Here is a 26,125-nt window from a genome sequence, read left to right as displayed (position 1 = left end):
CATAATAAGGGCCGCGAAAAAAGTATTTATGAGACGTGGCTCAAAGCCACTCTGCGTCGCCTTTATTATTTGACGTTAAATTAAATAACATTAAAAACAGCAAGTTGCGTACGACCTAAGAAGTTAAACTTTTCGTTAATAATTCACTGTGCACACGCTGTCTTGATGGCGGTGGATTGTCCCCTTACAACGCCAAATGAATCGCCTGTTCGTCACCTTCCTGCTGCGCGGGCTGCGCACAGCAAATCAGCACTTCATCTTCTGCCACGCGGGCGCTGGGCGGTGTTTTATAAGTCACTGCGCCCTGCAACAGTTTGGTTTTACAGCTGCCGCAGTGTCCGGCACGGCAGCTGTAGGCTGGGCTCAGGCCGCGCGCTTCGGCCAGCTCCAGCAGCGAACCGGCTTGCGGCGTCCAGCGCGCTTCCTTCATCGAATCCATAAACTTCACCGGCACCGATTCAGTCGCCACCGGCGGCAGCGGCTGTGCTTCTGCAACGCCATCGCGGCTACGCTGCAACGATGATGGCCCAAAAGCTTCGGCGTGAATGCGGCGATCGGCGATGTTGTAGGCGCGCAGCCCGTCGTACAGCGCCTGCGTGAACTGCGGCGGCCCGCACAAATAGAAGTCGTAGTCGTTGAACGGCAGCACCTGCGACAGCAGCGCCATATCGATGCGTCCGGCGACGTCGTAATCCAGATCCTGCTGCGCATCTGCCGTTTGGCTCAGCACGCGCACCAGCTTGAGCGCGCCCTGCGCCTGCGCCAGCAGCCGATCGATTTCGCGTACGAAAGGGCGCTCGGCTTTGCTGCGCGCCGACTGCAGCAGAAACGTCGGCCGCATCCGCTGTTTGCGCTGCCCCTCAAATACCAGATGGCGCAGCATTGCCAGCATCGGCGTAATTCCCACGCCCGCAGCAAGCAGCACCGCCGGACGCGTTTCGCTGGCATCAATAGTGAAATCACCCGCCGGTGCGCGCGTTTCCACTATGTTGCCAACCGCAAGCTGCTGGTGCAGATAGCGCGACACCGCGCCATCACGCTTAACGCTGATGCGATAAAAACCATCGGCTGGCGCGACTGATAAGGTATAGGCGCGCATTAGCGGCTTCCCAGCGCCCGGCGGCTGGACGCGAATCGGCAGATGTTGACCGGCCAGATGCGGCAGCAAACCGGCACCATCAGCCGGCATTAAATGAAACGAGCGGATGGTGGCGCTCTCATCGACAATTTTCGTCACCCGGAACGGCCGCCAGCGCGTTGCCAGCTGCGCCGTACGCATACGCTCGGCGGCAGTTTGCCAGTCACCGGTCATCAGTGAAGCGGGCGCGCTGCCATCGGCTGGCGTTTGCCAGCGCAGGGCGAGGGCGGCACGACGGCGCACGATACGGCGCGCGCGAAATGTCCACAGCCGCTCAGCCCCCTGAAACGCGGCGATCTCCGGCGAGTCGAGTATCACCGCCGCTTCGCCGCTCATCTGCAGCGTGTCGCCGCTGGCGTAATCAATAAACAGCAATCCCGCCTGGCCATTCTGGTGGATATTGCCGAGCGTGGAGAAGAACAGGTTGCCGTTGAAATCGGGAATGGTCAGCAGGCCATCATCGCCGACGCGCACGAAGCCGGGCTTGCCGCCACGATGCGAGGCATCCACCTGGCGATGCGGTTGATCGTTGTAGGTCGCCACGTAAAAGGTATCCGCTGCGGCGATGCTGGTGCGAGCTTCATCATCCAGCGCGTTGAGCGTTTCCACGGCGCCGTGATAAGGCGCGGCAGGATCGCGCGCAAACTGAACGTCGCGCAGCTGGATGTAACGCGGACAATTGCCAAAACTCTGCTCTACCTGCACGCGAAAACCGCCGCCAATCGCGTGCAGCACGCCATTCATGCGGTTACGCCGCCGCGTGTGCAGCTCCATGCCGAGTAGCCCGATCGGCGCTGCATCCTGCATGCCGGCCGCCGCCGGATCGCTGGCATCGGCGTGCGCGGCGATATCCAGCGTGGTGGCGTTGGGCGAGAAGATAAAACCGGGCTGGCCTTCCAGCAGCGTAGCCCAGGCATCGCCGTGCGCATCCACGCTGCCCGCGATAATAAACGGCAGCTGCGCGTAGAAATCACGATGCTGATCGGGCATGTGATCGCGCACCACGCGCTGGCCCACTTCCGCCATGCGATCCGCCACGCCCGCCTGCTGCTGCAGCGCAATTTCACCCGCATGCCACACTGACAGTTTCTCGCCCATGATCGTCTCCTAAACCTGGCTGCGCAGGCCCGCGGCGGTTTGCGGGAAGGGTACAAAGCCCGGTAGCGCTTCAATGCGGCGCAGTAAAGCGTTCACCGCCGGGTAGCCGGAGAGATCGACGTTGCCTTCCGGCGCACCGGCAATGTAGCTGTACTGCGCGATGTCGGCGATGGTCGGACCATCGCCCACCAGCCATTCACGCCCTTCAAGGTGCTGCTCAATGCGTGACAGCACCAGATGGGCGCGGGCAATGACTTCTTCTGGATTGAATGGCCGACCAAACACGGTAATTAAGCGTGCCGCCGCCGGGCCAAAGGCGATATCACCGGCCGCCACGGTAAGCCAGCGCTGCACCGCCGCCGCACCGCGCGCATCTTCCGGCAGCCACTCGCTGCGCCCGGTTTTCTTCGCCAGATAGACCAGAATGGCGTTGGAGTCGGCAATATACACGCCGTCATCTTCCAGCACCGGCACCTGGCCGAAGGGGTTCATGGCGAGGAACGCGGGCGTGTGGTGCTCGCCCGCTTTGAGATCGACATCCACAACTTCATGCGGCACATCCAGCAGCGACAGGAACAGACGAGCGCGGTGCGCATGACCAGAGAGGGGGAAGTGATAGAGTTTCATGATGCGATTCCTTAGGTAATGCTCGGGATGATCCCGAGCCTGACCATAAGGTTCGCACAGACAATTGCGGGGCAGAATAGCCGGATTAGCGAAGTCATTGTTGCGAAAAATGGAAGAGTCTCGACGGGTTGATGAGCGCTATTTCTTGGCCTCAACGCCCGGCGTGGCGTCACGAATTAAATACTGCTCTGTTACCTGCGGCAGATGCGTCAAGGTCCAATCCGCCATCGCGATTTCCTGGTCGCGAATACGGTTAAAGATCTCGGCACTTTGGTGATCGTTAAGATGCTGCGCCGCCGCAATCAGCGAGGTGTAGCTGGCGATCTCAAGGTGTTCAAACACGTTGCCGCTGATGGCGCCTTTCACCACTTCATCTTCCACCATGACACCGCCGATGGATTGGCCGAAGGCCGAGATTTTGCCGGCGATATCTTTCAATACCGATTGTGAAGTGGAGTAACGGTCAATAACGCTCTGTACTAATACCTGGTGTTCACGGGTTTCAACCAGATGTTGTTCGATACGCAATTTAAGATCCGGATAGTGTTCAAGGCGCGACGCCATTTTTTCCAGCATCTTTTCGGCCTGTTTTTCCATCGCATGGGCATCTCTCACCCAATCAAGAAAGTGTGCTTCGCTGTTATTACTCATCGTATGGTTCCTTACTTAAAATAAAGGGAGCTGCAGCTAACGTGGATATTTATCGCTAGCCGCAGTGACATTACTCAGGGGATTTATCCACGACGCGACGGCTTTTTTTACCGCCTTTTCGTCCCGCTTCTATCGCGCGCTCGGGATTATTTCGGAAATTACCGCCGCTAAGCTGGCCGCCTTTTTTACCCGCTTCGCGGGCTCTTTCTGGGTCCATAGCAAAATTGCCAGAACCGCCACGTGGTGTTGTCATAATTAATGCCTCAAATAAGTTAGATAACTATTATTTCAGTTACCACTTAAGGCTAGTCGTTAAAGCCTAACGCACAAGGCAGGCTAATTAGGAGTTATCTTATCGGTGTTGAAAAGGCTCGCTTATTTCTCGTTATTTAATTTATTATTTTATTGGAGTGATAAATATATTTCTCTGGCTAAATTATTTACAAGGTGATTACCCGTATCGCTTATATTTAATTTAATTTTCAAGCTGATGAAATTAAACACCATTAAGGCTATTTTTTTACTATGCGGAGAGATGATTACTATTTGGATTATTAGCCCTTCTCTTCAAAGGGCCATGAACCATTTATTTACTTATACTGGACAACTTTATTTCACCAGCACCTGTGCACCGGCATTTTTCTCCAGTCGACACACATCAACTAGCGAAAGCAGCACTAATAACGCGACGCCGGCGAAAGCGATGTGAATGTCGCTTTGCGTAATGGCCGTATGATCGTGCCACAGCATGGCACCGCGCAGGAACAGCGCCGCCAACGCGATACCCGCGCTCATGCTGAACTGGAAGAAGATGCTGAATACCACCGACGCATCGCTCATTTTGGCCTGCGGCACATCGGCGAAGCCGAGGCTGTTGTAGCAGCTGAACTGCAGCGAACGCGACAGCCCGCCAATAAACAGAATCGCCGCAATTGCGAAATAGCCGAGTGACGGATTGAGCAGCAGGCAGCCCAGCATCGCTGCCAGACTGATGACGCCGTTAACCATCAGTACCCGACGAAAACCCCAGCGCTTCATCAGCCAGGTGGTGGCCGGCTTCATCGCCAGATTACCGGCAAACACCCACAGCACCATCGCGCCCGCTTGCGCCGCGCTCCAGCCAAAACCGAGCTGGAACAGCAGCGGCAGCAAAAACGGCACGGCATTGATGGAGGCGCGGAAGAACGATCCGCCCATCACCGCGTTGCGGAAAGTGGCAATTTTCAGCGCGCTAAAGGGCAGCAGCGGCTGCGCATGGCGGAAGCTGTGACGATAAGCCAGCCAGCTGCTCAGCACGCCGAGCAGCAGCAGCGGTACGCCGAGGTTAAGATGCATCTGCCCCAGCGCTTCCAGCGCGATAATCAGTGAGGTGCAGGCGGTGGCGGTCAGCACGAAGCCCTGCCCATCAAAGCGGCGCGGTTGCTCGGTTTTAAACTGCGGCACCAGATAGCCGGTCGCGATCAGCGCGAGGATGCCGAGCGGAATATTGAGCCAGAAAATCCACGGCCAGTGACCATACGTGACAATCAGGCCGCCAAGCGGCGGACCGAGCACCGGCGCAATCAGCCCCGGCCAGGTGATAAACGCGATGGTTTTCACCATCTCTTTTTTCTCGGTAACGCGCAGCACCACCATGCGCCCGACCGGCACCATCATCGCACCACCAATACCTTGCAGAATGCGGCTGAGCGTGAACATCGTCAGCGTGTCGCTCAGGCCACACAGAATGGAAGCGAGCGTAAAAATCAGAATGGCGCTGGCAAACACCGTACGTGCGCCGAAGCGCTCCGCCAGCCAGCCGCTCATCGGGATGAAAACCGCCACCGCCAGTAAGTACGCACTCACACCCACGTTGAGCGCCACCGGGCTTGCAGCGAAATCACGCGCCATCTGTGGAATGGCGGTGGTGATCACCGTGGCATCCAGGTTTTCCATAAAGAAGGTCACGGCGACCAGCAAAGCTAACATCATGGTGCGATTCACGTTCGGACGGGCTTCTCTGCCTGAGTGCGTCATGCGGGATCCTGCAAAAAACAACGGTAGGCAGAGACTGTTAATGAAAAATGCTTAGGGTGCAAATCAAATCACAGCATGCACCCGTCGTAGCGGCGCCATTCATTGCGCGATAAATCGCGCCGCTTCGGAAGGTGCGATGATTGGACCCGCACTGGGCAAATCAGATGGCTTCTGCCACGCTGGCTTTGGACGTAATAAACTGCACTACCGCACGCGTCACCTCGGCGGTGTTGGCCGTGCCGCCGACATCCGGGGTCAAAATGCCTTTGGCGCAGACAAACTCGATGCCTTGCATAATCAGCGCCGCCGCGTCGCGCTCGCCGAGATGCTCCAGCATCTGCACTGCGGTCCAGAAGGTGGCGATCGGGTTGGCAATGCCTTTGCCGGTGATATCAAACGCTGAGCCGTGAATCGGTTCGAACATCGATGGGAAGCGACGCTCGGGATCGATATTGGCGGTCGGCGCCACGCCGAGACTGCCCGCCAGCGCGCCAGCCAGATCCGACAGAATATCGGCGTGCAGGTTGGTGGCCACGATGGTGTCGAGGCTTTGTGGATGCAGCGTCATGCGGTGCGTCATGGCATCAACCAGCATTTTGTCCCATTGCACGTCCGGGAACTCTAGCGCCACTTCGGCGGCAATCTCATCCCACATCACCATGCCGTGACGCTGGGCGTTGGATTTGGTCACCACGGTGAGCAGTTTGCGCGGGCGCGACTGCGCCAGTTTAAAGGCATAACGCATGATGCGCGTCACGCCGACGCGGGTGAAAATCGCCACTTCGGTGCCGACCTCTTCCGGCAACCCGCGGTGCGCGCGCCCGCCGTTGCCGGAATATTCGCCCTCTGAGTTCTCCCGCACGATGACCCAATCAAGATCGCCAGGACCGCGATTGCGTAGCGGTGACGTCACACCTGGCAGGATTTTCGTGGGGCGCACGTTGGCGTACTGGTCAAAGCCCTGACAGATCGGCAGACGCAAACCCCACAGCGTGATGTGATCCGGCACGTCTGGTGCGCCAACTGCGCCGAAGTAAATCGCATCGAACTTCTTCAGCGTTTGCAGGCCCTCTTCCGGCATCATCACGCCGTGTTGTTTGTAGTAATCCGAACCCCAGTCAAAGGTCTCGACATCGAACTTCAGCTGCGGATCCTGGCGCGTCAGCGCGTGCAAGACTTCCACACCGGCAGAGATCACTTCCGGACCAATACCGTCTGCGGGAATAGCGGCAATCGAATAGTTACGCATGTTGTTTCTCCAGATTAATGAGTATGAGGATGAGGAAGCTCGGCCGTTTGCGGCTTATTGCCGCTGGCAGAGAGCAGCAGAACCACGATGGCGGAGATCGCCAGCAGTCCCGCCACGAAATAGAGGCCCCAGCTGTAGCTGCCGGTTTGCTGGCGAATCACGCCAATCATCATCGGGCCGACTAAACCGCCGAGGTTGCCAATCGAGTTGATGGTGGCGATGCCCGCCGCCGCCGCTGGACCGCTGAGGAACAGCGTTGGCATGCTCCACAGCGGCGGTTTGGCGGCGCTGATGCCGACGGTCACCAGCGTCAGGGCGATAATCACCGTAAACAGCGTGCTGACGTTGCCGGCATAAATCAGTCCGGCCGCCGCCAGTAAACAAGCGCCGATCACGTGCCAGCTACGCTCTTTGGTGCGATCCGAATGGCGTGCCCAGAGGATCATGCCGATCACGCCGATTACCGCCGGGAAGGCGTTGAGGAAACCGATCTGCATTGAGGATGCGCCAAAGCTGCGGATGATTTGCGGCGACCAGATGCCCAGGGTGTACAAGCCCGCTGAGGTGCCGAAATAGACCAGCGCCAGCGCTAAAACGCGCTTATCGGCCAGTCCGCGCCATGCGCTGCTGTGGCCCTGATTGGCGGCGCGCGCCTGTTCTTCCGCCCGCATAGTGTTTTCCAGCCAGGCGCGCTCCTCATCGTTCAGCCACTTCGCTTTTGCCGGACGATCGGTGAGGTAGAACAGCACCACAATGCCGAACAGCAGTGCTGGAATGGCTTCCAGCACAAACATCCATTGCCAGCCAGCGAAGCCCAGCAGGCCGTGCATCTCCAGCAGCGCAGCAGAGATTGGCGAACCGAGCGCCGTTGAAAGCGGTGCGGCAGCCATAAAGATGGCGGTGACCTGCGCGCGTTTCGCCGCCGGGAACCAGTAGCTGAGATAGAGAATGATGCCGGGGAAGAAACCGGCTTCCGCCACGCCGAGCAGGAAGCGCAGCACATAGAAGCTGGTGGTGCCCTGCACGAAGGCCATGCAGCCGGAGACTAATCCCCAAGTGATCATCACGCGGGCGATCCAGATGCGTGCGCCGACTTTATGCAGAATTAAATTCGACGGTACTTCAAACAGGAAATAACCAAGGAAGAAAATTCCGGCACCAAAACCAAATACCGTGGGCGAGAAACCTAAATCCTGATTCATGGTTAATGCAGCAAAACCAATATTGACGCGATCGAGAAAGGCGATGAAGTAGAGCAGCATGATGAAGGGCACAATGCGTAACGTCACTTTACGCATCACCCTTTTTTCGAGGTGAGAGTTCATATTAAAGTGCTCCAGATTGTGTAGGGGTAGTATTATTTTTTTGTCTTCGCGTTCAGTATGCAGTTTTGCTTTGGCGGATCATCAGGCGGGGATTATATAAAGTATTTGCATAATCAACGGGCGAGGGAAATGTGGATATAAATCAATTGCGTTGTTTTGTCGCCGTGGGTAAAGAACTCCATTTTGGGCGCGCTGCCCAAAGAATGGAAATGATGCCTGCGTCACTTTCTCGCTTCATCCGTTTACTGGAAGAAGACCTTGGCGTGCGCTTGTTAAATCGTTCGACGCGTAATGTTTCATTAACCGCCGAAGGTGCAATATTTTTTGATGAGGCCAGCAAATTAATCGATCAATTTGATGCGCTGGCGCAGCGATTTAAAGTGGGATTAAAAGATGAACGTCGGACATTACGCATTGGCGCCATCGATAGCGCCGCACGCGGATTAGTTCCGGCTTTACTCAACTTATTTGTGCCGCTGCATCCGCACAGTGATATTCATATTATTGAAGACAAAACCATTAATTTAATCCCGAAATTAAAATCGGGCTGGCTGGATATGATTTTTATTCGCGAACCGCAAAGTATCGATGCGTCTTTAGCGGTGCGCTTTATTACCCGTGAAAGCTGCGTGCTGGCGGTGCCAATTCAGCATGCGCTGGCGCAGCGCGAACAGGTGGCAGTGGCTGATTTTCAGCATGAAGCGATGATTATTCCCGATCGCCGCACGCGCCCGCACAGCCACGATCTGACGATGAATTTGTTCAAACTGGCGGGACTCACGCCACACATCGCGCAGTTCGCCGAAGAGAAACAAACCATTCTGAGTTTGGTGTCGGCCGGTTTGGGATTGGCCGTGGTGCCCGCGTCGTACCGCACGATGAATAGCGACAGCGTGCGCTATATTGCGCTGGATTTACCGGAACAGATTAAAGGTTTGCCGCTGAGCATTGCCTGGCAGAAGGGCAACGAAGACGCGTTTTTACTCGAGATGCTGCGGCTGCTGCATGAGAATGAATGTGAGTTGACGGAGAAGTTGTGATTTCCCTCACCCTAACCCTCTCCCAGTGTACGGTCCGGGGACATGGTAAACGGGTGTTCAGGGACATGGTGAACACTTTTTAACATTCTTACCCATGGTGATCGACTTATTCTTCAGGTCGATCACCCCCACCTTTGTGCTGTACCACCACACTTCGTAGTAACCGTCTTCCCGCGTCTCCTTCAGCCCAACCCGCTCTCCCCTGAACGCCTTGCCTGCCTTCAGGCTGACGCCTTTTACGCTCAGCTTCCCGCTGATATCCACCTTCCTGACCATCACGCCCTCGTCGTATTCCGGTGACGTTACGCGGGCGCTGTACTGCCGCGATGATGGCTGATAGCGCGACGCCGGCACCGCCATATCCAGCGCCTCATGCGGGCGTTCAAGGTTGTAGACTGCCCGCCAGTGGTCGAAGGCGCGCTGCAGCTCTCCGCTATCCGCGAACCACTTTCCCTGCAACACTTCCGCCTTCAGACTGCGGTGAAAGCGCTCCAGCTTGCCCTGCGTCTGCGGATGGTAAGGCCGGGAGTGGCCCACCCGGATACCCTGCCGCATCAGCCACAGCTCCACTGCCGTCCAGGTCCCGGTCGTGTCGCCCCACGGTGAGCCGTTATCCATCGTCATCCGGTCCGGCAGGCCGTAGCGCTCAAAGACGCTGACCAGCTGCTCCTGTACCGTCTCGCGCCGTTCGTCAGCGCAGTGCACAAGGCACAGCGAGAACCGGGAATGGTCGTCCAGCAGGGTAAGCGGATGGCAGCGGCCGCCGCCAAAGGGAAAGTGGCCCTTAAAATCCATCTGCCAGAGCTGGTTCGGGGCCGCGTGTTCAAAGCGCCCCGTGACCGGGATACCCGGAGCCAGTCCCGGCAGCAGGCCGTGGCGGGCCATCAGGTTATGGACGGTGCTGAAGGCGGGCATGCGGTGTCCGCGTTCTTCGAGCCAGCGCTTAATCTTGCGTGCTCCCCAGCGCTGATGAAGCTCATGCGCCATACGCAGCAGGTCAGTGATGTCGTCGGGCGACCTGCCGGGGGAATGACGGGGCGTGCGTGAGCGGTCCTGAAGACCGGACGGCCCTTCCTCAGCCCAGCGGCGAAGCCACTTATAGGCGGTGGCGGGAGAAATGCCGTAGCGGCGGCACAGCTCGCGGATGTTCGCCCCGTCTTGCGAGGCGAGCAGAACAAACTCAGTACGTAATGACATGGTATCTCTCGCATCCCAGGGCATAAGCGACTCCATAAACGGGTTCTTATGCCTTAGTTGTAAGTGTCTACCATGTCCCCGAACAAGTGTTCACGATCTCCCCGGACTGAACACCCAGAAGGAGAGGGAATGATTAGGTGGGAGAAAATGCTGAATTCCGCAGAGGACGGTTCCCTCTCCCGCCTGCGGGAGAGGGCTAGGGTGAGGGACAAAGCGCACTGTCCACCCAGTGGCTAATTCCCGCGACTCTCTCTATGATGAAAACTTTCCCGCGCCAATGTCGGGAGTGATCAATGAGTTAGGGAAAAATCGCGCGATGACCATTTTAAACGACCTGGATTTGCGGCAGCTGGAAGCCTTCTCGGCGGTGATCTCTGCAGGGAGCGTCACGGCAGCGGCGAAGGCGCTCAATCGCTCACAGCCGGCGGTGTCGCGCTTGATTCAGGAACTGGAACAGTCGCTCGGTTATCCGCTGTTTATCCGCAACGGCCCGCGCATTCATCCCTCGGAAGAGGCGTTGCAGCTGCATCAATACGTGCAGAAAGCGCTGCTCTCGTTGCAGCAGATTCGCCTGCGCGCGCAGGAGATCGCTCACCAACAGCATCGTCCGCTGAGTATTGCCGCCACGCCCGCGCTGGCGGCGGGGTTGCTGCCGCAGGCGCTGGCCGCACTCAATTTGCAGAACAAAGTGCAGATCATCAGCGAATCCGCGGTTAATACCGCGCATGCAGTGATCACCGCTGAGGCCGATCTCGGTTTGTGCAGCTTGCCGCTGGAGCATCACTCGGTGGAGCTACACTGGATTGGGCAGTCGCAGTGCGTCGTGGCGCTGCCGGAGAACGATGAGCTGGCGGCGCAAACGCGGCTGTCGCTCAGCAGCCTGGCGGGACGCCGTTTGATTGCGCCGTGGAGCCCGCAGCGTCTACGCGGGCGCTATGAAAAAGCGCTGAAAAAGGTCAAAACGCCGCTGCATGAAACCATCGAGACTAACTCCTCCGCCAATATTCTCGGCTGCGTGCGCGCCGGACTGGGCGTAGCGATTCTTGAGCCGGTGACCGGTTGGGGCATGCCGCTGGCCGGTGTGGCGATTCGTCCACTGGAGGAGGATATTCCGTACTACTTTGGCGTGATCACGCCGCAAGGGCGACAAATCTCCGCTGCTGCACAGGCCTTGGTGGAGGCCTTAGCCGACGCTGCGGCCCATCTGCTACCGGGCTTTGAACGCCTGCCTGCCAGCGAGCATCCGCGCATTATGCGCCTGATTAATCAGGATTAAACCTCTCACCCAAATCATATTTTGTAGCGGCGCAATTTATTGCGCGATAAATCGCGCCGCTACGGAAGGTGCGTGATTTAGGTCATTAGCCAGCGTATGAAAAATCTCCTCTTAAGGCCTTATAACATTTTCGGCATAAGATATAAGAAATCCATTGGTCAAAAGCTGAGCGAGATTGTTGACTCCGTTTTAGGGCAAGAGGATTATGCGAAACCTTAGCTCTTACTATGTGATTTGGTGATTAATACCCACTAACTATGTGTTATCAGGATAATGAGAATGCATAGTCACCAATGCACTTTAGTGGTTTCGCCCGTTTGCTGGCCGCCGCTTATTTCAGGGAAAAACGTGTATGACTTATGCCGCCGATGGCCTTGCCGCGCTGGAAGCACAGCTGCAGCAGGATCTGGAATATCTTGAACTGCCCGCGAAATCCTGGGTGCCAGCGCGCACCCAGGATGGCGCACCGGTGCGTGATGTGGTGGTGATCGGTGCAGGCATGTGTGGCCTGGCGGCGCTGGCTAAACTGCAGCTTACCGGCATCAGCAACGTGGTGGCCTATGACGCCGCGCCCGCCGGGCTGGAAGGTCCGTGGGTGACCTTTGCGCGCATGGAAACGTTGCGTTCACCGAAGTCACTGCATGGCCCGGCGCTCGGCATGGCGCAGCTGACGTTCCGCGCGTGGTTCACTGCGCAGTGGGGCAAAGAAGCCTGGCAGGAGCTGGATAAAATTCCCAAAGCGCAGTGGATGGATTATCTGATTTGGTATCGCAAGGTGCTGAATCTGCCGGTGCGCAACAATGTGCGCGTCACCAATATTACCTTCGAAGGTGAGTTAATCGCGCTCGATCTCAGCGGTGCCGAAACCGGCCGGGTTTACACCCGCCGTTTGGTGCTGGCTACCGGACGCTCTGGCCTTGGCGGTTTTGCCGTACCGGACTTCCTGCAGGGTATCGAGCGTAAATTCTGGGCGCACTCTGCTGACGACATTGATTTCGCTGCTTTGCAGGGCAAACGCATTGCGGTGATTGGCGCAGGTGCATCGTCGATGGATAACGCCGCCACCGCGCTGGAAAACGGCGCGGCTGCTGTGGATCTGCTGATTCGCCGCCCACAGATGCCGCGCATCAACAAAATGACCGGCATTGGCAGCCAGGGCGTGGTGCACGGGATGCATCAGTTGCCGGACGCATGGAAATGGAAGTTTGTGGATTACACCGCGACTACGCAAACGCCGCCGCCGCGTTCTTCGACACTGCGCGTTTCACGTCATGCTAATGCCCGCTTCTTCCTCAACTGCGGCATCAAAGCGGTAAAACAGCAGGCCGATGAGTTGCTGATCGAAACCACTCAGGGCCCGCTGCGCTACGACTTTTTGATTGCCGCGACCGGCTTTAGCAACGATTTCCACGGACGCCCAGAGTTTGCCGCCATCGCACCGCATATCCGCAGCTGGCGCGACGGGCGTTACCAGCCAGAAATGGGCGCGCCGCGCGCCAATCTGCTTGAAGCGCCGGATCTCGGTCCCGCCTTTGAGTTCCGTGAATTGACGCCAGGCGCGTGTCCCGGACTGGCGCATATTCACTGCTTCAACGATGCCGCCATGCTGACGCACGGCAAAGTCTCCGGCGATATTCCGGCGGTGAGCGCCGGTGCCGATCGTCTGGTGCGCGGCATCAGCGCGTCGCTGTTTGCCGAAGACGTCGAGCAGCATTACGCCAACTTACAGGCTTTTGACACCCCTGAATTGCAGGGCGATGAATGGGTGGATTCCACGCCCTTACTCAACCAGGAGAACGCGCAGTGAGTGACGCAATTGATCGCGCAGTCGGCTTAAACGCTGAAGATGCGCTGTACGGTACGCGCCGCCTGCGCCCGGAATTTGTTGATGGCGCAGAACAGTGCCGTGTATCGGTGCTGGCACCTAATGATGATCAGGGCTTAGCGCCGGATGTGCGTTTTGCGCTGGCGCAGCGCATGGCGAAGCTGAATGGCGATGCCGAGCTGCAACACGATTATCAGGCGCAACTGGCGGCGTTGCAGCCTTCAGACGCGCTGCTGGCGCTGGCGGCCGGTGCCAGCGATCTCGCCGAACCGCTGGCGACTATCGCGCGGCATGCCGATCTCGTCACGCAGCAGCCAATGAACGCCACCGAGCAGCACATTCGCCTGCTGGAACAGGCAGGATTGAGCAATCCGCAGATTGTGGCGCTCTCTGAACTGATCGCTTTTGTTAACTTCCAGACGCGCGTTGCGGCCGGATTACGTTTGTTGAGGTCTGCATGATTCCGTCGGTTAATCTCAAGCCGCTGCACTGGCACCCTTATATCGCGCCGGTCGAAGTGGCAGACGCCACGCCCGCGCAGCTCGATGCGATGAAAGTGACGCCATCGAACAAGAAGATCTCCGAGTATGTGCGCACGCTGGCGCACGATCCCGACAGCTACGTGGCGCGCACCGTGCTGTTCAACGCCATTATGTATGTTGAGGGCGGGCTGGATCGTACGGATCGTGAACTCGGCGCGCTGGGCGCGTCGATCGTCAACGGCTGCAAATATTGCGCGGTGGTGCACGCACGCCGCCATGCGCAGCTGGCAGAAAGTGATGCGGTAGTCAGTGCGATTTACTTCGATCGTGCCGATGTGCTCGGCGAGCGCGATGCGGCGATCTACCGTTTTGCCCGTCGTCTCTCCGTCACGCCGTCAGAGGCCAGCGCTGAGGATATGGCGGCACTGCGCGCGGTCGGCATGAACGATCAGGAGATTATCGATCTGATCCACGCCATCGCCATTTTCGGCTGGGCCAACCGTCTGATGCATGTGCTTGGCCATGCTGACCTGAATAAATAGGGGCTGCTGCATGTTAGAACTCAACGATATTAAGCTCGCTTACGGCAGCACGCCGATCCTGAAAGGCGTCGATTTGTCGGTAAAACGTGGCGATGTGGTGTCGATCATCGGGCCAAGCGGCACCGGTAAAACCACGCTGCTGCGCTGCATTAACTATCTGGCGAAACCGGCATCCGGCACCATTCAGCTTGATCAGATTCGCATGGATTATCAGGCACCGGACAAAGCGGCGATCCAGGCGATCCGGCTGCGTACCGCGATGGTGTTCCAGCAGTTCAACGTGTTCAAAAACATGACGGTGCTGGAAAACGTGATGGATCCGCTGATCGTTATTCAACGCAAAAGCAAACAGCAAGCGCGCGATATCGCAGTGCAGGAGCTGGAGCGCGTCGGTCTGGGCGCCAAGCTCGATCACTATCCGTCGCAGCTTTCCGGTGGCCAGCTGCAGCGTACCGGCATCGCCCGTGCGCTGGCGGTGCGTCCGGACGTGATGCTGTTTGATGAACCGACCTCATCACTCGATCCAGAGCTGGTGGGCGAGGTGCTGAAAGTGATTAAAGACGTGGCGTCGTCCGGCATTACCTCGCTGCTGGTGACGCACGAGATGCAGTTTGCCAAAAGCATCTCTAATCGCATCGTGTTTATGGATCAGGGCGTGGTGGCCGCGCAGGGCAGCCCGACTGAGATGTTTGATAATCCCACCCTGCCGCGCCTTGCTCAGTTCCTCAATTCAGAACGCGTATTCTAATAATTAAAGGAATCAACCACATGCCTGCAATCAAAACCACATTACGTCGCCTGGCCGCGCCTGGCATCATCGCGCTGGCACTGATCAGCGGTAACAGCTTCGCGGACGCGGTGCGCACCATCAAAATCGCTACCGCGGCGGAATCCAAACCGCTGTCGTGGGGCGCGATTGGTCACGAGCCGCAGGGCTACGAGCCGGACGTGCTGAAAGCCATCAACGCCAAACTGCCGCAGTACAAATTCGTCATGGAAGGCGCGGCGGATATCGCCCAGGAAACCGGCCTGGCGACCGGTAAATATGACATGGCGACCGGCGGTTATTACAAAGCGCCGACGCGCAGCAAACAGTTCCTGATCCCGGATGCGCCGATTGGTGCCAGCCTGATGAAGATCTACAGCCGCAGCGATAGCAATATCAACGGCATGAAAGATCTGGTCGGCAAAAACATCGTGCCGGTTACCGCAGGTGGCGGCGTGTACAAATTCGTGACCCAGTGGCAGCAGGACAACCCAAATGACAAGGTGGAGATCAAAGCGTCGAGCGCGGGCGTGCCGTATCCGGATCGTCTGAAGGAAGTGCAGCGTGGCAAATATGATGCGCTGATCCTGCCTTCAAACCTCGGCGAGCAGACGGTGATCGACAACCAGAAACTGGCGATCAAAGCCAGTGAGCCGGTTTCCATCAATAACACTTACGTGCTGATTCACCGCTCCGCTGAAAACCAGGCGCTGAACGATGACATCAATAAAACGCTGCAGCAGCTGAAGGCCGACGGCACGCTGGATAAGCTGGCGCAGAAGTGGTTTGGCGAAGACGTCACCAAGTACATGAAGTAACAGATTCACCTGAAGCCGCTGCGCCCGGTGCTGAGCCGGGCGTTGCTTCATTGTTAGCAGGAGTGTTTCACCGTGAATCTGACTTCGATGATTCCCGAGCTGCTCTCGGCGCTGCCGTTGACGCTCGGCATAATGTTTGTTGCGATGATCGTCGGGTTCTTCCTGGCGCTGATCGCCACCGTATTCCGCGTGCGCCGCATTCCGGTGATTAGCCAGTTTGTGGATCTGTACGTCTCTTACGCGCGCAGCGTGCCGGTGGTGCTGCAGCTGTTTGTCGCCTTTTATGGTCTGCCGCTGGTGGCTGAGCAGTTCGGCTTCAGCGATTTTGTCACCGCCAATATCGCGGCGATGATTGGCCTGAGCCTCTATCACGGCGGTTATCTGTCGGAAGTGATGCGTCCGGCGTTTCTTGCTGTGGAGCGCGGCCAGCACGACGCCGCCGACAGCATGGGTTACAGCTTCCGCCAGAAAATGCTGCGCATTGTCGGTCCGCAGGCGGTGCACTTCGCGCTGCCGGGTTACGGCAATGCGATTATCTATCTGATTCATAACGTGGCGTTGGTGATGTACATCGGCGCGGCGGATGTGATGGCGACCGCGCATCTGATCATGGAACGCGACTACAACCAGTATCAGTTCGGTACCTATCTGGTGCTGGCGGTGCTCTATTCGCTGCTGTGCGGTGTGGCCTGGTTGATTATCCGTTTCTTCGAACAACGTCACGCGAAGTACAGCTCGAAAACCGCTGCACGCGTGAAATTCACCAGCGTCTGATAAGGGGGAGCAACCATGTTTGATCTTGAGGTTTTGCTGCCGGACTTCTGGAGCATTCTCGATGCGGTGCCGGTTACGCTGCTGATGGCAGTGACGGTGTTTATCTGCTCGACGCTGCTCGGCGGGCTGTTCGCCTTTGTGGAGCATCGCCGCATTCCCGTGCTGCGCCAGCTGGTGATCGCGTACAAGATCGCCTTTAAAGGCGTGCCGATGGTGGTGGTAATTTTCCTCGCCTATTACGGTTTGCCGCCGGCGCTGCACTATGTCGCCACCCTGTTTGGCGTGGAAGTGAATGCCCACTCGCTGCCGAACTGGGTGATCATTATCGTCGCGCTGAGCGCCTGCGTAGCGGCGTTCCAGGCGGAAGTGTGGAAGGGCGCGCTCAATTCGTTTGATAGCGGCCAATCTGACGCTGCACTGTCGCTGGGCTACAGCGGCGGCCAGCTGTTCCGTCGGGTAATGTTTCCGCAGATTATTGTGGCGGCGATCCCCGATCTGGCGAACGCCTTTATGGTGATCATGAAAGCGTTGTCGCTGGCGTTTGCCATTGAAGTGGTGGATATCTTCGCTCAGGCGCAATTGACCGCAGCGCTGAATTTCTACTACCTCGAAGCCTTCCTGATTGCGGTGGTGTTCTACATGGTGATTGCGTATGTGGTGACTAAGATTGCCGACAAGATTGAGGCGGCGCTGCGGGTGCGGACCTAATGAAAAATCGCGCGATAAATCGCGCCGCTACGAGCAAGTGCACCGACCCGTAGCGGCGCAATTTATTGCGCAAATAAGCATACCCCATCATAACTTTCATTTTGCAAGTCACTTGCAAAATGAAAGTCACTCTGTAACAGTATTCGACACCAAAACAATGTCGGATATCCAGCCTTGAAAAACCAACCGCTTTGCAACATGCCTTGTCCGGTCGCGCGCAGCCTCGGCCGTATCGGCGATGGCTGGAGCATGCTGATCATGCGTGATGCGCTGGCCGGTTTTACCCGCTTCGATGAGTTCCAGAAAAGCAGCGGCGTGGCCCCCAACATTCTGTCGCGTCGGCTAAAAGAGCTGGTGGAGGATGGCCTGCTACAGAAGGTGTGTTACAGCACCAGTCCGGCGCGCTACGAATATCATCTCACGCCAATCGGACGCGATTTTCGCGGCGTGATTCTGGCGCTGACGGAGTGGGGCAGTACGCACTTTTCGCCGGAAGGTCGCCAGATGCAGCTGGTGGAAACCGCCACTCAGCGTCCGGTGAAGATGCAACTGGTCGATAGCGAAAATGGTCAGCCGCTTAGCCTGGACAAATATCAGATGGTACCCGGCCCGGCGGCGGTGCCGATGATGCACTATCGCCATGACTATCTGCAGAAAAAACGCGCTGGAGACAACGCAGTGAAATTCGCACCGCCGGTTCTTTGATGTAAAGCCGGCGGTTTAAAGGAGTTATTTATGAGCAAACGTATTGTAATCACCGGCATGGGGCTGGTCTCGCCGCTTGGCTGCGGCACGGAGGCGGTGTGGCAATCGCTGCTGGCGGGAAAATCGGGCATCAGCGCCCTACCGCCAGAGATGGTGCAGGATATCGCCTGCAAAGTGGCGGGGCAGGTGCCAACGCTGGAGCAGGATGCGCAGCACGGCTTTAATCCCGACGGCATCATTGCCGCCAAAGATCGTAAGAAAATGGATCGCTTTATCGAGTTCGCGCTGGTGGCCGCCCATGAAGCGCTGGCGCAGGCCAACTGGTCGCCGCAGGATGTGACGCAGCAGCAGCGCACCGCCACGGTGATCGCCACCGGCATCGGCGGCTTTAACGAAATCGCCAACGCGGTAGAAACCACCGCTGCGCGTGGGCCGCGTCGGCTGTCGCCGTTTACCATTCCTTCGTTTCTCGCCAACCTCGCGGCGGGACACGTCTCGATTGCACATGGTTTTCGCGGGCCGATTGGCGCACCGGTGACCGCCTGTGCGGCCGGGGCGCAGGCGATTGGCGATGCGGCACGACTGATCCGCAGCGGCGAAGCGGATATTGCGCTGTGTGGCGGCGCTGAAGCGGCGATCCATCGCGTTAGCCTGGCGGGATTTGCCGCGGCGAAGGCGATGTCGGGCGGTTTTAACGATCGTCCTGAGCAGGCTTCGCGCCCGTTTGATCGTGACCGTGACGGCTTTGTGATGGGCGAAGGCGCGGGTTTGCTGGTGATTGAATCGCTGGAACATGCCCAGGCGCGCGGCGCCACGCCGCTGGCGGAGCTGGTGGGTTACGGCACCAGCGCGGATGCTTACCATCTCACCGCCGGGCCGGAAAATGGCGAAGGAGCGCGCCGGGCGATGGAAACCGCGCTGGCGCAGGCCGGGATTTCCCCTGCTGAGGTGCAGCATATTAATGCGCATGCCACCTCGACGCCGGTGGGTGATAAGGGTGAGCTGGCGGCGATCGCTGCACTGTTTGCCGGCAGCCAGGTGGCAATCACCTCAACGAAATCGGCCACCGGGCATCTGCTGGGTGCGGCGGGCGGCGTGGAAGCGATCTTTTCGATTCTGGCGCTGCGTGACCAAATTGCCCCGCCAACCCTGAACCTGCAACATCCGGATGAAGCGGCGGCAGGGCTGAATTTGGTGGCGTTGACCGCACAGCCGACGGCGATGACCTATGCATTATCCAACGGCTTTGGTTTCGGCGGGGTGAATGCCAGTTTGCTGTTTAAAGCCTGGCGCTAGCGCAGATTTATCGCGATTCCCTATAATGGGGCGAAGATATTTTGCCGGAATCGCCAACTTGACCACTGAAACCTCAACCCAGCAGCTGGCGGAAGAACTCCGCCAGCTTGTCAGTCATCTGGTGCGTAATGTGCGTGTTGCCACGGCGACCGTACGCACGTCGCAATATGAAACCCTCGATCTGCTCGACAGCCATCAGGCGCTCTCCATCGCGGACCTCGCGCGACTGCGCGGCGTGAAGCATCAAAGTATGCGTCTGGTGATTAACGAGCTGGAGTCACAGGATTTGGTGCTGCGGCAAAAAAGTGCGCTGGACGCGCGGGCCCAGGTGATTGTGCTGAGCGATCGGGCACGCGCTGCTTTGGCCGCCGCACGTCAACAGCGCGCTGAGTGGATTGCGGCGCGCATTGATGATCGGCTTAACGAGCACGATCGCGACGATCTGCAGCAAGGTCTGGCTGTGCTGCGCAAGCTGCTTTAGCCGGGCGAATTGGCGCTGCGCAGCTGATTGATCACCGCCTGCAGCGTGTTCATGCCCCAATGTTCGGCGTATTTCCCCGCTTCGATCCGCACCATATCGATCACCGCGATCGTCACCGCTAGACCGGTGGGTGCGATCCCCATCAGCGATCCGCTGTGTATGCCGCGAATAGTTTTACGCGTGGTGACCCAATCACGTTCGGCGATTTGATCCTCAATCTGCACCTGTAGTTCTGAGAAAGCAGGGCGCAGGATCTGATCGAAAGTGTGCCACAGGCTTTCGCGATCGTTAGGCGCGCCGGCAGGTGCGGAGCGGTTGATAAAGTTTTCTGCGACGAGTTGCTCGAACGCCTGGCGATCGCCGTCGGCAATCACCTGCTGGTTGAAGCGGCGCACCACGGCTTTGTTCTGTTCTGACATGCTGATTCCCCTCTGAATATATACAGTTAAACTGTATATATTTAACGGTAAGCGGGGGAAGGGGTGTTAGTTATGTTGTGCTATGTGCGGAGTTTGCTGCGAATAGAGCCTGCTGCGTGCTGATGCCCTCACCCCAGCCCTCTCCCACAGGGAGAGGGAGCAAAAAGTGCCCTTATCCGCGTAGAAGAGGGAGGTGCTGGTGTAATGATGGAGTTAGATAAGGTTAGATGGGGCGTGGTCGGTTCCCTCTCCCGCGGGCGGGAGAGGGTTAGGGTGAGGGGAAAAACGCACCAAACTCAGCGCTTACCCAGCGCTTCCCACAGTCCCAGCAAATAGGTGGTGCCCAGCGCGCGGTCGTATAAACCATAACCGGGACGTCCGGTTTCACCCCAGATAAAGCGGCCGTGATCCGAGCGAATGTAGCCATCGAAACCGTTGTCATGCATCGACTGCAGCACTTTATACATATCCAGCGAGCCATACTCGGTTGGGTGCGCGCACTCGTAGAAATCTTTGTCCTGAATAATCTTGATGTTGCGCACATGGGCAAACGGAATACGTTTGCGGCGCGAGAACTCAGCCAGAATGGCGTAGACATCATTGTTCGGATCTTCCGCTATCGATCCGGTGCACAGCGTTATGCCGTTGGCTTCAGAATCCACCACGTTACAGATCCAGTCGAGATCGTCGCGGTTTTTCACCACGCGCGGCAGGCCGAAGATCGAATACGGTGGATCGTCCGGATGAATCGCCATCTTCACGCCAACCTCTTCACACACCGGGATCACCGCTTGCAGGAAGTAAGCGAGGTTTTCACGCAGCTTGTTGTCATCCACATCTTTATATTGCGCAAACAGATCCTGTACTTTCGCCAGACGCTCAGGTTCCCAGCCCGGCAGGGCGAAACCGTTTGAGTTGCCTAACACTTCCTGCACCACTTCATCGAGGCTCTTATCAATGCCTTTCTTCTCGAAAGCCATGGTGAGCGAGCCGTCTGGCAGCACGTAGTTCATATCGGTCTTCATCCAGTCGAACACCGGCATGAAGTTGTAGCAGATCACTTTTACGCCGGCGTCCGCCAGGTTGCGGATGCTCTGCTTATAATTTTCGATATAGCGATCGCGGCTCGGCAGGCCAATTTTGATATCGTCGTGAATGTTAACGCTTTCGATCACTTCGACGGTTAATCCGGCGGCATGCACCTGCTCAACCAGCGCGTTGATCTTATCGACCGGCCAGGTTTCACCCACCGGCACGTCGTACAGTGCGCCAACCACGCCGCGTACGCCCGGCACCTGGCGAATATATTCCAGCGAAACTTTATCTTCTTTCGGACCAAACCAACGCATTGTCAGTTGCATAATGTCATCCACCGTTATCGTGTCTGTGATAACTGATAAACTACCATTCTAGTAAACATCATGACAGCGTGACGCATGGAATATGCCTTGATCCGCGTCACAGAACACACTTTATCCCCGCCGGTAGAGCCTTAATGCTGCACCACCAGATCATTGAAATGATCTTTGTATTTGAACAACTCCAGATCGGATCGTAAGCCTAATTTGCGCAGCGCGGTCTGTTTTTGTCCGCTGATGGTTTTGCGACTGCGCGCATATTTGACTGCGATCTGCGTGACGCTTAAGCCATCCAGATAGCAGCGGATCACTTCGAGTTCACGAGGGCTCAGCTCGCGCAAGATCAGCGTGATCTCATCACCCATCTGGCGCGGCAGCAGGTAATCATGCATTTCGCGATCGCTTTCGTGGAACTTATCCATCTCCATCAACATATCTGCGGTGAGAAAACGCTTGTTGCGACACACCTGATGCAGCGCAGTAATCAACACTTCCTGGTCTTCACTTTTACCGACAAAGCCGTGCACGCCGGCTTTCAGCAGCAGCTGCACGATGGCCGGTTTCTCCACCGCCGAGGAGACCAGAATTTTCAGTTCGGGATAGCGCACGCGCAGTTGTTTAACCATCTGCAGGCCGTCGAGCTCGTCCTCGCCGAGCATGTAGTCAAGCACCAGCACATCAACCGTATGGCGCTGCAAAAACGCCATCAGCTGCTGGCGCTGGGAGAAAGCACCCGCCAGGTCCAGATCGGCCTCCTGCGCCAGACGATACTGAATGGCTTTACCGATCAGCGGATGATCGTCTAAAACCGCCACCTGCCAGATTGCACCTTCTTTCATGAGTTCACCTCTTCATTGTCATTGTTTTCTAATGCGCGCTGGAACAACGTATTCAGCTCTGCCACTGCGGTGACAACCGCGGGCAGATGGTGTTGTAGTTGCGCACTGTCGTGTTGTTCTGCTGCCTGTTCGCTGGCGTAGCAGCTGTGCTGTAGGGCTTCGGCATGTAACAGTTTGGCGCTGCCGAGCAGTTGATGTGCGGCATGACGCGCGCTGGCGAAATCCTCTTCTTCTACTGCTTGCTGTAACTGAGCGAGGTCGCGCGCATTTTGCTGCTGGGCGGTGATCACCAGATCGCGCCAGGCTTGCGGATCGTTGGCCGCCAGATTTTCCAGCGTCAACAAGGTGTCATGGCGGGGTTGATGCGTTGGCGCGCCCGTCACCACCTGCAGCAGTTGCGTACGCTCCAGCGGTTTAAACAGGCAGCCATTCATACCGGCTTGGGTAGCGAGTTGCGCGACGCGCTCCTCCGCCATCGCCGTCAGGCCGTAAACCGGCACGGCACGACGATTGAGTAATTTCTCCTCGGCGCGCAGCTGACGCGTAAAGGCGAAGCCATCCATGCCGGGCATGTTGCAGTCGGTGATCACCCGATCGAGTTCATGTTCGCGCCACAGGGCCAGCGCCGCTTCGCCGCCGTCGGCCACCAGCACATGATGTCCGGCGTAACGCAGCTGCTGGGACAGCAGCATGCGGTTGGTGGCGTTGTCATCCACAATCAGCATGCGCAGGGCAACCTGAGCGCTCGAATCCACCTGCGGCGTTTCTGCCTCGGCTGCAGTTATCGTGGTGGGTTGAGCGGTGAAACGCAGCATAAAGACGCTGCCGGCATCGGGTTCGCTCTCCACGTGCAGCTCGGTGCCCAGCATTACCGCCAGGCGGCGACAGATATTCAGTCCAAGTCCAGTACCGCTCACGCGATTCGTACCCTGATCGACCTGAATAAAGGGTTCGAAAATCGCCTGCTGCTGTTCTGGCGTGAGACCAACGCCGCTGTCACACACTTCCAGCACGTACTCGGGTTTGCTGATATCAGCCTGATACAGCGCCACTTCCACTTCGCCCTGCGCGGTAAACTTAATGGCATTACTCACCAGGTTCGCCAGAATCTGCTTTAGCGCCACCGCATCGAACAGCACGCAATCCTGATCGATCTCCAGCATCACCTTGAGTGCCAGGCCTTTATTGTGCGCAACCTGGCGGAACAGCGCTTCGGTGTCGTACACCACATCGCTCAAGGACATTGGCATCAGGCGGATGCTGAAGTGGCCGGATTCGATTTTCGCCAGGTCGAGAATATCGCCCACCAGCGACAGCAGTGAACGCGAGGATTGCCACGCCAGATCGATATTCTTCTGCCTTTGCTGTTGATCGCTTTGACCCAAATGTTCGATCTCCAGCAGGCCAATCAGGGCGGCGAGCGGCGTGCGGATTTCATGGCTCATGTGCGAAAGGAAGGTACTTTTGGCTTCGCTGGCACGCAGCGCCGCTCGTTTCGCTTTACGTACATCATCCAGCAGCGTTTCGATGTAATGCAGCTGGTTGCTGATTTCCCGCTCGTGCTGACGCTGTTTCGCCAGCGAAGATTTGAGTAAATGGTTGCGCCACAGGAAAAACAGCAGGCAAGCACCCGTTATCGCGACAATGCGTAATATGTAGCTGCGATAGCTTTGCCACGAGGTGCTGGTGGCCGGCGGCGTGTATTTAATCCAGCGCTCCATCAGCGACTGCAGCGTGGGTTGGGGAATATCGGACAGCGCTTTATTGAGGATGGCAATCAAGTGCTCATCCGCCGCGTTGGTGGCCATCGCCATGCGAAACATCGGCAATGGCGCCACAAATGCCACTTTGAAGCGATCGTTAAAGTGATTGTTGAGTAGATACTGCGCCGACTCATACGGCACGATAAAGCCGTCTACCTGCTTCTCCTGCAGTTGCCCGAGTGAATCAATCGAGACGGCGTTTTCATTGAAATCGATCTCTGGCCAGCGACGACGCAGGTCAAAGCGATAGTAAGAGCGCTCATAAATGCCAATACGTTTGCCCGCCATCTCATCAAAGCTGCGCCAATGGCTGTCGCTGCGGGTCATCACCACCCAGGGAGAATAGATATAAGAGCGGGTGTAGCTGATGTGCTGGCTTTGCTGCGAGGCGGCATCGCTGACCACAATCAATGAATCCCGCTGATTAACCAGCGCATCGCGCATGTTGGCCAGGCCTTGCATCGGCTGGTAGTGAAAACGGATGCCGGTACGCTGCGAGATCAGTTTCAGCAGATCGACGCTCAAGCCCGCCACGCGCTGCTTTTCATCAAGAAAGGTGAAAGGCAGATGCATGGGATCGTATTTGACGGTGATATCGCGATGCTGCGCCAGCCAGCGGGCTTCTGCTTCAGTCAGATCCAGCGGATGATTTTTCACTACGGATTGATAATCCAGCCCCCAGGCTTCGGCGATTTGTACCGCATTGCGCAGCGGGATATTGATCAGGATTTCGTTGATCGCGGCGATCAGCGCTTCGTTGCCGGCGCGGGTGGCAAAGCGCGCGTCGACATCATTGGTATACGGCGTGCTGTGTGCTTCGATGATGTTCTGCAGGCCGCGCTGTGACAAATAGCGCTGGGTAGCGGAATTGCTCCAGAACACCGCGTCTTGTTTAAAGGCGGTATCGGTGTAGGCCCACAACGGGGGCGAGGCGGGGATTAACGTCGCCCGCGGATAGCGCTGGTGCAGCAGCGCTTTCAGTTCGTCATCGCCGTAGTACATCAGCTGATAGCGGCTATCTTTCAACTCGCGATCAAACTTTGCCTGGCGACGGCTAATCAACACACTTTGCGCCAGCGAATAGGGAATGCTGAGCGCCAGTTTGGTCTGGTGATTGGCGGACTGCGGGTAGTAAGGAATTAAATCGACTTGCTGATTATTCAGTGCATCAACCAGCTCTAAGCGGCTATCGAATTTTTTGATCTCTACCGGCAGGTTCAGTGTTTTGGCGATGATGGCGAGATAGTCGGCCGATAAGCCTTCGAAGGCATCTTTTTCCAGCTCAACCGAATAGGGCGGCAACGAGTGGCTCCAGATGCCAACGCGTAACACCTTATGGCGCGTTTGCCATTGCTGACTGGCAGGATTCAGGGTGACTTCCGGCGCCACTAAGCCATAACGCGGTGTGAAATTGAGCGGGGATGCACTCCAGGCAGAGAGGGAAAAGCCCAATAGAAAAATCATGCTTAGAATGCGTTTGCCCACGAATCAGTTCTCAGTCATCAATGCCTGCGTCATGCACGGCCAGCGTGGCGGTGCAGCCTATCGACGCGACTTCAATGCGCCAGATGACTTCTCACAGCGGCACGCAGCACAACAATAATTAAATAAAACTAAGAATTTTCTTAGTTGCGCCTTAGGACGGTTTGTTATGAAAAAGCGCAGCCGCGCACGAGAAGGGGAAGTGATGTACTTTTGGCTGGTACTTAATTAAGTTAAGTCAGCTGTTTTT

Annotated in this window: 24 protein-coding genes; 12 read left to right on the top strand and 12 right to left on the bottom strand. The window is 57.2% G+C overall.

The features are described from left to right. Nucleotides 1-184: 184 nt before the first annotated feature. From WH298_RS06080 to WH298_RS06050, 7 genes are all read right to left on the bottom strand, one after another. A complete protein-coding gene (locus WH298_RS06080; protein WP_180822455.1) occupies nt 185-2,236 on the bottom strand; it encodes a 2Fe-2S iron-sulfur cluster-binding protein in 2,052 nt (683 codons plus the stop codon). A gap of 9 nt (nt 2,237-2,245) precedes the next feature. After that, nucleotides 2,246-2,863: a glutathione S-transferase family protein gene (locus WH298_RS06075; protein ID WP_180822454.1), complete on the bottom strand. Its 618-nt coding sequence runs from the start codon at nt 2,861-2,863 to the stop codon at nt 2,246-2,248. A gap of 138 nt (nt 2,864-3,001) precedes the next feature. After that, nucleotides 3,002-3,514 (bottom strand): ferritin-like domain-containing protein, encoded by a 513-nt coding sequence (locus WH298_RS06070; protein ID WP_007893072.1) that lies wholly within the window; start codon nt 3,512-3,514, stop codon nt 3,002-3,004. A 70-nt stretch (nt 3,515-3,584) separates the two neighbouring features. Beyond that, nucleotides 3,585-3,767, bottom strand: a complete 183-nt coding sequence (locus tag WH298_RS06065; RefSeq protein ID WP_007893075.1) for a con-10 family general stress protein — start codon at nt 3,765-3,767, stop codon at nt 3,585-3,587. A 356-nt stretch (nt 3,768-4,123) separates the two neighbouring features. Further along, nucleotides 4,124-5,530 (bottom strand): MFS transporter, encoded by a 1,407-nt coding sequence (locus tag WH298_RS06060; RefSeq protein ID WP_180822453.1) that lies wholly within the window; start codon nt 5,528-5,530, stop codon nt 4,124-4,126. Nucleotides 5,531-5,690: 160 nt separating this feature from the next. Continuing rightward, entirely contained in the window at nt 5,691-6,779 is a 1,089-nt protein-coding gene (locus WH298_RS06055; protein ID WP_007893079.1) for a tartrate dehydrogenase, read from the bottom strand. A gap of 14 nt (nt 6,780-6,793) precedes the next feature. Next, a complete protein-coding gene (locus WH298_RS06050; RefSeq protein ID WP_180822452.1) occupies nt 6,794-8,104 on the bottom strand; it encodes an MFS transporter in 1,311 nt (436 codons plus the stop codon). 131 nt (nt 8,105-8,235) lie between these two features. Here WH298_RS06050 and WH298_RS06045 point away from each other — a divergent pair, with 131 nt between their 5' ends. After that, nucleotides 8,236-9,144 carry a LysR substrate-binding domain-containing protein gene (locus tag WH298_RS06045; protein WP_180822451.1) on the top strand — a complete coding sequence of 303 codons (909 nt, stop codon included), beginning with the start codon at nt 8,236-8,238 and terminating at the stop codon, nt 9,142-9,144. A 57-nt stretch (nt 9,145-9,201) separates the two neighbouring features. Here WH298_RS06045 and WH298_RS06040 read toward each other — a convergent pair whose 3' ends face one another. Further along, nucleotides 9,202-10,365, bottom strand: a complete 1,164-nt coding sequence (locus tag WH298_RS06040; RefSeq protein ID WP_422616024.1) for an IS481 family transposase — start codon at nt 10,363-10,365, stop codon at nt 9,202-9,204. A gap of 292 nt (nt 10,366-10,657) precedes the next feature. Here WH298_RS06040 and WH298_RS06035 point away from each other — a divergent pair, with 292 nt between their 5' ends. The 11 genes from WH298_RS06035 to WH298_RS05985 all read left to right on the top strand — a co-directional run bounded on the left by WH298_RS06035 (nt 10,658) and on the right by WH298_RS05985 (nt 20,014). Continuing rightward, nucleotides 10,658-11,617: a LysR family transcriptional regulator gene (locus WH298_RS06035; protein ID WP_180822449.1), complete on the top strand. Its 960-nt coding sequence runs from the start codon at nt 10,658-10,660 to the stop codon at nt 11,615-11,617. Nucleotides 11,618-11,969: 352 nt separating this feature from the next. Further along, nucleotides 11,970-13,424, top strand: a complete 1,455-nt coding sequence (locus tag WH298_RS06030; protein ID WP_180822448.1) for an NAD(P)-binding domain-containing protein — start codon at nt 11,970-11,972, stop codon at nt 13,422-13,424. Then, on the top strand, nt 13,421-13,903 hold the full coding sequence (locus WH298_RS06025) for a hypothetical protein (RefSeq protein WP_180822447.1): 483 nt from the start codon (nt 13,421-13,423) through the stop codon (nt 13,901-13,903). The genes WH298_RS06030 and WH298_RS06025 overlap by 4 nt, the downstream gene beginning before the upstream one ends. Beyond that, nucleotides 13,900-14,466, top strand: a complete 567-nt coding sequence (locus WH298_RS06020; RefSeq protein ID WP_049850675.1) for a peroxidase-related enzyme — start codon at nt 13,900-13,902, stop codon at nt 14,464-14,466. The genes WH298_RS06025 and WH298_RS06020 overlap by 4 nt, the downstream gene beginning before the upstream one ends. A 10-nt stretch (nt 14,467-14,476) precedes the next feature. Then, on the top strand, nt 14,477-15,214 hold the full coding sequence (locus WH298_RS06015; protein WP_049850676.1) for an amino acid ABC transporter ATP-binding protein: 738 nt from the start codon (nt 14,477-14,479) through the stop codon (nt 15,212-15,214). Nucleotides 15,215-15,234: 20 nt separating this feature from the next. Beyond that, on the top strand, nt 15,235-16,050 hold the full coding sequence (locus tag WH298_RS06010; protein WP_007893098.1) for a transporter substrate-binding domain-containing protein: 816 nt from the start codon (nt 15,235-15,237) through the stop codon (nt 16,048-16,050). An 87-nt stretch (nt 16,051-16,137) separates the two neighbouring features. Beyond that, nucleotides 16,138-16,824 carry an amino acid ABC transporter permease gene (locus WH298_RS06005; protein WP_191322179.1) on the top strand — a complete coding sequence of 229 codons (687 nt, stop codon included), beginning with the start codon at nt 16,138-16,140 and terminating at the stop codon, nt 16,822-16,824. Nucleotides 16,825-16,839: 15 nt separating this feature from the next. After that, nucleotides 16,840-17,532: an amino acid ABC transporter permease gene (locus WH298_RS06000; RefSeq protein WP_007893102.1), complete on the top strand. Its 693-nt coding sequence runs from the start codon at nt 16,840-16,842 to the stop codon at nt 17,530-17,532. A gap of 174 nt (nt 17,533-17,706) precedes the next feature. Then, complete coding sequence (locus tag WH298_RS05995; RefSeq protein WP_036622070.1) at nt 17,707-18,237, top strand: winged helix-turn-helix transcriptional regulator; 531 nt, start codon at nt 17,707-17,709, stop codon at nt 18,235-18,237. A gap of 30 nt (nt 18,238-18,267) precedes the next feature. Further along, nucleotides 18,268-19,533, top strand: a complete 1,266-nt coding sequence (fabF, locus tag WH298_RS05990; protein WP_180822446.1) for a beta-ketoacyl-ACP synthase II — start codon at nt 18,268-18,270, stop codon at nt 19,531-19,533. Nucleotides 19,534-19,591: 58 nt separating this feature from the next. Next, nucleotides 19,592-20,014, top strand: a complete 423-nt coding sequence (locus tag WH298_RS05985) for a MarR family winged helix-turn-helix transcriptional regulator (protein WP_235440714.1) — start codon at nt 19,592-19,594, stop codon at nt 20,012-20,014. Here WH298_RS05985 and WH298_RS05980 read toward each other — a convergent pair. From WH298_RS05980 to WH298_RS05965, 4 genes are all read right to left on the bottom strand, one after another. After that, the gene (locus tag WH298_RS05980; protein WP_180822444.1) at nt 20,011-20,433 is read right to left on the bottom strand and encodes an ester cyclase; all 423 of its coding nucleotides are present in this window, start codon (nt 20,431-20,433) and stop codon (nt 20,011-20,013) included. The two genes, WH298_RS05985 and WH298_RS05980, sit on opposite strands and share 4 nt — an antisense overlap. 296 nt (nt 20,434-20,729) lie before the next feature. Continuing rightward, complete coding sequence (uxuA, locus tag WH298_RS05975) at nt 20,730-21,794, bottom strand: mannonate dehydratase (RefSeq protein WP_036622076.1); 1,065 nt, start codon at nt 21,792-21,794, stop codon at nt 20,730-20,732. A 131-nt stretch (nt 21,795-21,925) separates the two neighbouring features. Beyond that, entirely contained in the window at nt 21,926-22,630 is a 705-nt protein-coding gene (locus WH298_RS05970) for a response regulator (protein ID WP_180822443.1), read from the bottom strand. Then, nucleotides 22,627-25,857 (bottom strand): transporter substrate-binding domain-containing protein, encoded by a 3,231-nt coding sequence (locus WH298_RS05965; RefSeq protein WP_191322098.1) that lies wholly within the window; start codon nt 25,855-25,857, stop codon nt 22,627-22,629. Before WH298_RS05965 ends, WH298_RS05970 begins: the two co-directional genes overlap by 4 nt. Nucleotides 25,858-26,125 lie beyond the last annotated feature (268 nt).

This window comes from Pantoea nemavictus (genome assembly GCF_037479095.1).
Lineage (GTDB): Bacteria > Pseudomonadota > Gammaproteobacteria > Enterobacterales > Enterobacteriaceae > Pantoea > Pantoea nemavictus.
Note: the sequence above shows the minus strand (reverse complement) of the source record. Positions and strands in the feature narration are given on the sequence as shown.

Coding starts and splice junctions, on each gene's coding strand:
- uxuA (WP_036622076.1), bottom strand. CDS start 21,794: ATGCAACTGACAATGCGTTGGTTTGGTCCGAAAGAAGATAAAGTTTCG.
- WH298_RS06030 (WP_180822448.1), top strand. CDS start 11,970: ATGACTTATGCCGCCGATGGCCTTGCCGCGCTGGAAGCACAGCTGCAG.
- WH298_RS06000 (WP_007893102.1), top strand. CDS start 16,840: ATGTTTGATCTTGAGGTTTTGCTGCCGGACTTCTGGAGCATTCTCGAT.
- WH298_RS06010 (WP_007893098.1), top strand. CDS start 15,235: ATGCCTGCAATCAAAACCACATTACGTCGCCTGGCCGCGCCTGGCATC.
- fabF (WP_180822446.1), top strand. CDS start 18,268: ATGAGCAAACGTATTGTAATCACCGGCATGGGGCTGGTCTCGCCGCTT.
- WH298_RS06080 (WP_180822455.1), bottom strand. CDS start 2,236: ATGGGCGAGAAACTGTCAGTGTGGCATGCGGGTGAAATTGCGCTGCAG.
- WH298_RS05965 (WP_191322098.1), bottom strand. CDS start 25,857: ATGATTTTTCTATTGGGCTTTTCCCTCTCTGCCTGGAGTGCATCCCCG.
- WH298_RS06035 (WP_180822449.1), top strand. CDS start 10,658: ATGACCATTTTAAACGACCTGGATTTGCGGCAGCTGGAAGCCTTCTCG.
- WH298_RS05970 (WP_180822443.1), bottom strand. CDS start 22,630: ATGAAAGAAGGTGCAATCTGGCAGGTGGCGGTTTTAGACGATCATCCG.
- WH298_RS06060 (WP_180822453.1), bottom strand. CDS start 5,530: ATGACGCACTCAGGCAGAGAAGCCCGTCCGAACGTGAATCGCACCATG.
- WH298_RS06055 (WP_007893079.1), bottom strand. CDS start 6,779: ATGCGTAACTATTCGATTGCCGCTATTCCCGCAGACGGTATTGGTCCG.
- WH298_RS06040 (WP_422616024.1), bottom strand. CDS start 10,365: ATGCCCTGGGATGCGAGAGATACCATGTCATTACGTACTGAGTTTGTT.
- WH298_RS06005 (WP_191322179.1), top strand. CDS start 16,138: ATGATTCCCGAGCTGCTCTCGGCGCTGCCGTTGACGCTCGGCATAATG.
- WH298_RS05980 (WP_180822444.1), bottom strand. CDS start 20,433: ATGTCAGAACAGAACAAAGCCGTGGTGCGCCGCTTCAACCAGCAGGTG.
- WH298_RS06020 (WP_049850675.1), top strand. CDS start 13,900: ATGATTCCGTCGGTTAATCTCAAGCCGCTGCACTGGCACCCTTATATC.
- WH298_RS06070 (WP_007893072.1), bottom strand. CDS start 3,514: ATGAGTAATAACAGCGAAGCACACTTTCTTGATTGGGTGAGAGATGCC.
- WH298_RS06065 (WP_007893075.1), bottom strand. CDS start 3,767: ATGACAACACCACGTGGCGGTTCTGGCAATTTTGCTATGGACCCAGAA.
- WH298_RS06050 (WP_180822452.1), bottom strand. CDS start 8,104: ATGAACTCTCACCTCGAAAAAAGGGTGATGCGTAAAGTGACGTTACGC.
- WH298_RS06075 (WP_180822454.1), bottom strand. CDS start 2,863: ATGAAACTCTATCACTTCCCCCTCTCTGGTCATGCGCACCGCGCTCGT.
- WH298_RS06015 (WP_049850676.1), top strand. CDS start 14,477: ATGTTAGAACTCAACGATATTAAGCTCGCTTACGGCAGCACGCCGATC.